The organism is Thermoplasmata archaeon (assembly GCA_036395115.1).
Classification (GTDB): domain Archaea; phylum Thermoplasmatota; class Thermoplasmata; order RBG-16-68-12; family RBG-16-68-12; genus RBG-16-68-12.
Genome location: DASWDU010000033.1, coordinates 1 through 8,975 on the forward strand (window position 1 = coordinate 1; position 8,975 = coordinate 8,975).

Consider the following 8,975-nt stretch of genomic DNA (forward strand, 5'->3'; position numbering starts at 1 on the left):
GTAGTGGTAGCTCGCCTGGACCGCGCCGGAGGCGTCCGTGAGGGTCGTGATGCTCCCTTCCAGGTTCCGGTGGTAATAGTACGACACGTTGGCCACGATCATGTCCAAGGGCCGATTCGAACCGGGACCGAAGAAGTACGACGCACCGAGCGAGGCCCCCTTGTAGTCCGCGACCTTCCGTGGGAATCCGCCGATGCCGAGGAGGTCGTAGTCGAAATGCTGGGTCACGGAACCTTGGTTCACGGTCTCGCTCGACAGGAGCCCGTCCGGGCCGTACTGCATCAGTTCGTACGGCGCGACGTTCAGCGTTCCGGCGGCCATCGACACGGTGGTGGTGGTCCCTAGGTACGCAGAGGACCCCGCGGGATCGAGGACGACTTGACCGGCCAACGTGTTCCCCGAGTTCAGCGAGACGGGCGAGGCGCTCGAATAGGTTCCGCTAAAAGCCGCGTGGCAGAACAGGTAATTGGTGTTGGGAATGAGGGTGAGGGCCTGGGAACCGACTTGATACCAGCCTCCGTTGAGTTTGTATGACCACGAGACGGTGACGGTCGGGCAGTTCGGGTAGTCGACGTCGTCGAACACACTGCCCGACCCAGTGACCGAGATCGTCTTGCTTTGCGGCGAGGGCAGCAACGTGAGAAGGCGGACCGAAGACGTTGTGGTGCACGAGCTGCACGAGGAAGAGACGAGTTGCGTCGTCGACACTGGCGCGAGGTTATTCGCGTAGTCGTACGCGAAGTGGGTCGTGACGGCGCCGACCGTTCTCGAGATGAGATTTCCGTTCGCGTCGTAGCTGTAGCTGGTCCCATCTGTGGAGGATGTGAGCTCGTTGTCCGCGTCATACGTGGACGTGACCGTCGTGCCCCCGCTTGTCGACGTCAGGCGGTTGCCGAAAGCATCGTACGTGTACTTGGTCGATGTGCCGCTGGGATACGTGGCGTTGGCGAGGCGATACTCCCTGTCGTAGACGAACATGCTCGGGTTCGTGGCGGTCTGGAACGACACGCTCAGGCTGGAAATGGTCGTCGTCACGACGGAATCGTTCTGGAAGGCGATTTTCCCGGAAAGGACGTCCCCGTTGCGCACGCTCACGGACGCGCTGAACTGGGCTCCGAACGACGCGTAGCAGGCCCGGGGTTTGTTGAGATTGAGGGTTTGCGATCCGATCTGGACGGCAATTCCATTGAGGACGTAATACCAGGTCACGGTGGGAGCGGCGCAAGACGGCGGCGAGTTCACGTTGTCGACGGCGACTCCATGAGCGTACACGGAAACGGTGACGGTCTGGGGCGAGGGCGCCAAGCCCGAAGCGGTGAGCCCGTCCGTTGCGGCGTCGCAACAATCTGAGTACGTCCAGGTGGAAATCGCCTCCGTGGTCTGGGGCGTCTGCTGGGTCACAACGTTCCCCACCTTGTCGTAGACGTATGCCAGTTTCTCGAGGACGGACCCGCCGGGCTGGTAGGCTGTCTCGAGGACGAGCCGCCCGCCCCGGTCATAGGCGTACGTCACGTACCCGCCGTTCGGATACGTCTCTTTGAGGAGTTGGCCGTCCTTGCCATACGCGTAGGCCCAGCGGCTTCCGGCTGCGTCCGTCTGGCTCGAGACCCTGTTGCTCCGGTCCCAGACGTAGATCCCTCCGCCGTTGCCGTCCATGGAGAGACGGTTCCCGTTTGCATCGTACGTGAAGTTGTGAAACAACGTCATGGAGACGTCGAGGAAAATCTGCCTTGTCTGGCTCACCCGATCCAGGGCGTCGTACACAAAGATCTCGTCGAGTTCGAATCCCCTCCTCTCGACGACGTTTCCGTCCTTATTGTAGGCCACGGTAATCGCTTGCGCGCCCGGGTACGTCGTCTTGACGAGGCGATTTGAGGCGTCGTAGGTGTAGTTGATTCGTGTCCCGTTCGCTAGGATTTTGACGATGTCGTTGCCCACGGCATCATACACGAACCGGGTCACGTGGCCCAAGGGAGTCGTAACGTTGGTGACGCGACCGAAGGCGTCGTACGCGTACCTCGTCGCGTGGTTGTTCCTGTCGGTCGTCTGGGTCTGCTCGCCCAGGTTGTTGTGGACGTATTTCGTGATGTTGCCGCCCGTGTCGACAATCTGCTGCACACCGCCAAATGTCATGTTGTAGGCGTACTGCGTGATGAGGAGATTCGCGTCCTTCCGCGTAAGGAGGTCCCCCCGGTGGTCGTACGTGGACCAAGTCACATTCCCCATCGGGTCCGTGACGGACGTCACGCGCCCGTTGGAGTCGTACACGTTCCGCGTCGTGTTGCCTCCGGGACTCGTGGTGTTCCACGTCCGCCCGATTGCGTCGTTCTGGTACGTCGTCTTGTTGCCGCCCGCGTCCGTCGAGTTGACGAGGAACTCGTGCGCGTCGTAGCTTGCCGTGACCGAGTTGCCGCGGAAATCCTGGGAACGCACGACCGAGCCTGCCGCATCGTAGAACTGGTACGATACGTTGCCGCCCGGGAGAATCGTCGCGTAGAGGTTGCCATTGGTGTAGTAAGTGTATCTGGTCACGTAGCCCCTCTGATTCATCTGGCTCATCCGCAGGGCGATGAACTGTGTCGCGTTCTGGACGTTGGAGAACGTTTGGAGCGTGGTGTTCCCCCCCGGGTCCCTCGTGGAGACCGCATTCCCCATCCAGTCGTACGAATATGCTGTCGTGTCGGTCCGTCCGTCCGTCGCCGTGAGGATGTCGAACTCGCCGTCCCACGTGGCCTGGCTGGAATTGCCCTTCGTACAGAGGCCGCAGCCGAATCCGCCGACATTCGGTCCGTTGAGGACGGTTGGATTTCCGAGGCTGTTGAACGTGATGGTCGTAGTGGAACCCGCCGCGTTCGTCACCGTGGTCTGAGTCCCGCTCGTGTAGCCGATGCCGTAGGCCTCCACCTGCCATCGAATCGCGTTCGAGGCGTAATTCCATTCGCCGGTCCAGATCTGGCTCACCCGGGAACTCGCGTCGTACACGAAACGGTCCACGTGGCCCGCGCGGTCGACACGCTGGGTCAGGCGGTTGGAACTGTCGTAGCTGTAGTTTTCACTAAAGGTCATGGCGTCCGTGAACGTGACGAGCCGGTTCGAGCCGTCGTAGGTGTAGCCCACCCTCCGGTTCATCGGATCGGTGACGAACGAAATCCGGTTACTCGAATCGTAGACGAACGTCAACGCGAGGCCCGAATCGTCGGCAACCCTCGTGGGGTTGCCATTTGTGTAGGTGAGCGTGAGGTGGTTCCCGTTCCGGTCGACAATGGACGTGAGCTTGCCTGTCGAGTCGAAGTTCGTCCGGGATCCGTCGGGCTGCCAGAGGGTGTAAGTCCCGTCGGCATTCTTTACGAGATTGTCGTGGATTCCGCGGGGCGGACTGTACGCGGTGCCCCCCATCGTCGTGAAGATGTAGACCGCCCCGTCGCCCGCGGTGTAGGTCACGTTTCCTCCTGCGGGGAAACTCAGCTTGGCGTGGAACCCGTCCATCGTACCGAGGCCGAACGGCCCCGCTGTCCCGGAAAGGGCGGAGTTGTACGTCCGGACGAGGGCGATCGGGAAGCCCTTCGCCCGAGTCGAGAGATCGGTCCAAGAGATCACAAGGTTCCCGGAGACCGCGTTCACGTCCCCGGCCACGTAGATGTACCAGGGCGCGAACCCCGTGTTCGTCGTCGCCTGGACCCCGGTCGGCGGCGTTTCCAGCGCATCCATCTCGTGGACGAACGCCGTGCCGTCGACGCCGGTCCGCATGACCGCGCGGAGCTGGTACCACCGCTTCTGGTCGATATCGGGAACAGCGTAGTAGAATCCTGGTGCAACCATCGCCTTCAAGAGGTGCCATCCACCCCAGGCTTGGTTATTGGAGGACGAGTTGATCCACAAGTCTACGTCGCTGTAGGAGTCGGCCGTACCTTGGAAGCGAACCTGCGTGACAACGTTGCTGGTTCCTGCGTCCCGGCTGGCCGAGGTGTAGTCCCCCGACCACTTGGTCGCGTCGCGCACTCGGACGTTGTCCGCATACAGGGTGCATTTGCTGGTGACCTCAGAAAGCCCGACGTTGCCGCTCAGCGGACTCCCTGGCGGGGAAGGGTCCGTGCCGGTCCAGACCCTGGCCCCGGCCCACCAGATTTCGAAGGAATTTCCCCTCGCCACGACTTTAGCGTCGTAATTCGTGTTGGCGCTCATCGAGATTGACAGCGTCGATGAGAGTGCCGTGGTCACGCCGCCGATTACTTTGTAAAGCGTAACTTGCTTCCCCGCGAAGTTGACGTTCAGATAGTAGTAGTTCGAGCTGCTCGCATACCGGACCAGGAGTTTCGACGCGCCGCAAGACGCGAAATTGAGGGTGGATCCGAGGACGAGGTCCGACCAGGTGCCGGACGCGTGGATCTCCGTGGCCGTGAGCTGCGCTCGGCCTCCTCTGAGGCTGAAACTGTTTCCCGATGTCTTCGTCCAGACCTCGTTCTTGTTGTCGTTGAAGTTGTCTGCCAGGTACCCGATGCGGAGGCTCTGGTCCCCCCAGTCGCTCGTGAGGTGGTCTAAGGTTCCCGCCCAAGCGTTGTTCGCGTTCGCCTGGAGAATCCACGTCGGATCGATGTACAACGGAAAGGTCGCGCCCGACACCGCGTTGGCGTCGAGGCTAATGACGAGGGAGCCATCGATGTAGGCGACGGACGTCGCTAGGTTGTCCCACGTGTGCGCCGGTGTTGCCGAGTCCCACGCTGCGAACGGCGCGCTTCTCCAGGAAGTTCCGGCAGAGCCGATCAGCGTGATCGTCGTGCCGGCTATCGCGACGTAGTAGGAGCCGGAGAAGGGCACGGTGAGGGACGGGCTCGTGATGGGCGTAGGGAAGGGCGATGCGATATTGACCGTCTCCTTGATCTGGTCGAGATGGACGGCGTACGTCGCCCCGGGGACCTTGCCCTGAGTGAAGGACCCACCGAGCCGGGTGATTGCGAAGGAAGTTGTCGTCTCGTTCGCGAGATATGGCCACTCTCCCGCGGACCAGTTGAGCGCGCTCTCCGGCCGCCAGACGCCGTCCCATCGCTGGAACGTCGGGAGGTACTGAGTCCGAACCGTCCCGTCCGGGAAGCGCGTCGTCGCGGCCCCAGGACCGTATGTAGTCGCAGTCGGGGGACCACCTCCTGAAGCCGTCATCGTGCCACCATCGGCCGATACCGGGCGAGACACAACCGCGAATGCGGTGAGGATCATGACTCCCACGGCGAACGTCGCGAAGCCCTTCTTAATCCACTTGGCGCCGGGCGAAACCACCCCGCGAAAAGCGGTGGCGTTAATCTCGGAGCGATTCCGAAATTCCTCCCCGTGCTCGCACGAGAAGTCACCTCTCGAGTGTCCGACCATCGGACCGCCGTCCGTGGTCCGTAGGAATAGTGAATACCCGTCTTAAGGGAGCTTCCGTTTTCCGGAAGCCTGACCCGGAGTCGGCAACGGCAGGACCGGGTAATTCTCGCCTACGTTTATATTGGCCTACATCGCTTATCGTCGGGGCAGTTGAGGGATGGATTCACGAGCCGGACCGTCTCATCCCGAGCGTGGCTCGAGATCGAATCGTCGTCCGTACGAGCCCATCCGCTGGCTCGAATACAGTGGCCTGCTCGTGATCATCGGCCTCCTCGCAGACGCGCAGACGGAATCGTTGAGCATCACGGACCTCATCGATCTCTCTGGCATATGCAATGACACCCTCTATTCGGCGCTCTCTGTCGCTCTGTCCTTGGGACTGGTTCGGTTGCAGATGACTCATCGAGGCGCGCAACCCGCACGGCGATACTCGCTCACGGACCCTGGCCAACGGCTAGGGAGGATCGCCCGGCAAGCCCGGCTCGAAATGGCTGAGTTGCCTCAGCTGAGGCGTGCGCTCGCGTCCAGGCGCGCTCCAATCGGCCGGAGCCCAGGCGCCCATGCGACTGCCGGAGCGGTTCTGGAGCCAGAGGCGTAGGCGGGGGAGGTCCGCTCGCTGCCGGATGGCCGCCCCTCCCAAGCTACCTCTCTTGTTCCTTCTGTAGGACCCGGACGCTGTCGCCCCGGACGGTCACAGGGATGCGGACCATCGCCTCGAACAGCTCGACCGTGATCTCTTCCTTCGTCTCGTCGATCTTCATGACGCGGGCCTTCTCGCCCTTGAACGGGCCGGCGACCAGCTCGACGATGTCGCCCTCCATGATCCCGCTGACGATCGGCTTCGGCGTCAAGTACGCCTCGATCTCCGAGAACCCGATGCCGGTCGACTCGCCTTCGCCCTTCACGACCCCGCGCGCCCGGCGCAGGCCGCGGACGATCTCCTCGAGCCGATCCGGGTTCATCGATTCGACGTAGACGTAGCCGCGGAAGTTCGCCGGCACAAGGATCGAGAAGACGCCGACGTCTTTTGCCTTCGCCCGCGCATAGATGGCGTCGGCGACGGCGCGCTCATGGCCGATGGATGACTTGACCGCGAGGATCGCTTGACGAGCGCTGAAACTCAGCGTCTTCGCATCGAAGGCGCCGGGATCTCCTTTCGAGATCGCGTTCACGACGACGTTCAGGCGGTCCCCGTAGCGCGCGCCTTTCGGGCACGTGACCGTGAGGGTGATCTCCCGCTGCCCGTCCGTGATGAGCATGAAATCCTTTTCCGTAATCTTCGTGTAGGTGACGTCCCACGCCTTGTCCTCGACGCCGTACAGCTTCACCGTCCACTCGGGCGGATCCGGCAGCTCCGAGTTGTAGACCAGGTCGACCTTGATCCGGATTGTGTCGTCCTCCGTGCCGGTGTTCGTCACGAGGACGTCGTACTCCCGTGTCTGCCCCGCGGTCAGCGTGGCTTTCTCCTCGTTGAGGTCGAGCTTGACGCCGAAATGGCCGACCGGGGGCGCGCCAAGCTTTGCCTCTGGCGGCGGCTCCCGCCTCGAGAAGTCGTCGAGCAGCCCCATATCAGCCCACGACCCCGAAGAGCCCGCGGATTGCGCCCGGTCCGTATCGCATGATCAGGTAGATCACGAACCCGAGCGCACCGATCGCAACGATTCCGATCCCGGTGATCAACACGACTTTCGAGTACTCGTCCGACGTCGGCTTGCGGGCCATCTTGAGGACGCGGCCGAACCGGCCTTTCCCGAGCCGCTTCACTCGCTCCTCGATCCGCCGCTGGACCTCCCAGCTCCTGTCCACGATGTCCGCCATGGTCCTCACCGCACGATGTCGACTCCGGCCTGGGGCGCTCGGAGGTGCTCCCCGGGTCCGAGGATCTGCTTCGACTTGACTCCGGTCAAGATAAGCATGACGCGGAGCTTGTGCTCGAGGCTCGGGTCGACCGCCGCGCCCCAGATGATGCGGGCGTTCGCCGCGATACGGCCCTGGACGATCTCGGACACCTTCTCCGCTTCGGCCACGCTCATGTCGTTCCCTCCGGTGACATTCACGAGGGCACCGGTCGCATGACTGATGTCGACGTCGATCAGGGGCGAGTTAATCGCCTCTTCGATTGCCGCCTCCGAACGGTCGTCGCGGTCGCTCTCCCCGAGTCCGATCATCGCCACGCCGCCTCCTTTCATGATCGTCTTGATGTCGTTGAAGTCCAAGTTCACGAGGCCCGGTTTCGTGATGACCTCGGTGATCCCCTTGATCGCCCGCATCAGCACGTCGTCGGCGACCTTGAACGCCGCGTTCAAGGCAAGACGCGGGACGAGCTCAAGGAGTTTGTCATTCGGAATCACGACGACGGTGTCCGCGAAACTCCGGAGCTTTTCCAAGCCGAATTCCGCATTCTCCGCACGGATCGCTCCTTCCGCTCGGAACGGGAAGGTGCATATCGCAATCGTCAGGGCGCCCGCCTCCTTCGCGAGTTGCGCGACGACGGGCGCGCCGCCCGTTCCGGTGCCGCCCCCGAGGCCGCACGTGATGAAGATCATGTCCGCGCCATGCACGACCGAGCGAATCTCGTCGGCGGCTTCCCGTGCGGACTCCTCGCCGACCTGCGGCAGCGCCCCCGCGCCCAATCCGCGGGTCACCCGGCGTCCCAAGAGGAGCTTGTGGGGCGACCGAATGGTCAGGAGATGCTGGGCGTCCGTGTTCGCCGCGTAGAGTTCCGCGCCGATGATGCCCGCGTCCACCAGCCGATCGATCGTGTTGCAGCCCCCGCCGCCGATGCCGAAGATCTTGATGTTCGTGCGAAGGCTCGCGAGGATCCGCTCGAGTTCGGCATCTTCGGCACCCGCGCCGATCGATTGGGTCGGGGAGTCGGGCACTCGGGGGTGTGCATCGGACCGGGTGACGATTTCCTTGATGATCGAGTCCATGGGACGCCCTCCGGGACCAGCCTCCCGGCTGAGGAGTAATTTCGCTTCTCGCGTAAGAGCGTGCCGGTTATAAGCATTGCGAACTGCGTCGCGGCTCCGGGCTGAGCACGACCATGACCGCGATCGCAGCCTCGGCCTAGCGAATCACATCGATGCCGACGCGGGCCCGCTCTTCGGCCGGATCGCGGCGCCCGACAATCTGCTTCGACTTCACGCCCGTGGCGACGAGCATCACGCGAAGGGTGTGCTCCAGAGACGGGTCCACGGTCGCACCCCAAATGATCCGCGCGGTCGGAGAGACCTTCGACTGGACGACCTCCGCAACGCGCTCTGCCTCGGAAATCGTCATGTCGTTTCCGCCGGTCACGTTGATCAGGACGCCGTGAGCCGTCGAGACGTCCACTTCGAGGAGGGGCGAGTTGATTGCTTCCTCGATGGCCTCGACCGCCCGGTTGTCGCCGACCGCCTGGCTCTCGCCCAGCCCGATCATCGCAACCCCGCCGCCCTTCATGATCGTCTTGACGTCGTTGAAGTCCAGGTTCACGAGCCCGGGTTTCGTGATGATCTCCGTGAGCCCCTTGATCGACCGCATCAGGACCTCGTCGGCAAACTTGAACGCGAGGTTCAGGCTCTGCCTCGGAACGAGATCGAGGAGCTTGTCGTTCGGGATCGTGATGACGG

General features: G+C 62.8%; 5 protein-coding genes. All 5 read right to left on the bottom strand.

Translation table 11 applies throughout. The annotated features are described in order from the left end of the window. Positions 1-5,271 (bottom strand): DUF6531 domain-containing protein (locus VF992_07830; protein HEX9341060.1); only part of this gene is annotated, 5,271 nt, incomplete at its 3' end. Between the two features lie 731 nt (positions 5,272-6,002). Then, the gene (locus VF992_07835) at positions 6,003-6,929 is read right to left on the bottom strand and encodes a transcription elongation factor Spt5 (protein HEX9341061.1); all 927 of its coding nucleotides are present in this window, start codon (positions 6,927-6,929) and stop codon (positions 6,003-6,005) included. Position 6,930: 1 nt separating this feature from the next. Then, a complete protein-coding gene (locus VF992_07840; GenBank protein ID HEX9341062.1) occupies positions 6,931-7,179 on the bottom strand; it encodes a protein translocase SEC61 complex subunit gamma in 249 nt (82 codons plus the stop codon). A 5-nt stretch (positions 7,180-7,184) separates the two neighbouring features. Further along, positions 7,185-8,294, bottom strand: coding sequence for a cell division protein FtsZ (gene ftsZ, locus VF992_07845; GenBank protein ID HEX9341063.1), 1,110 nt, complete (start codon positions 8,292-8,294; stop codon positions 7,185-7,187). 136 nt (positions 8,295-8,430) lie between these two features. Then, the coding region (locus VF992_07850; protein HEX9341064.1) for a cell division protein FtsZ at positions 8,431-8,975 on the bottom strand (545 nt) is incomplete at its 5' end.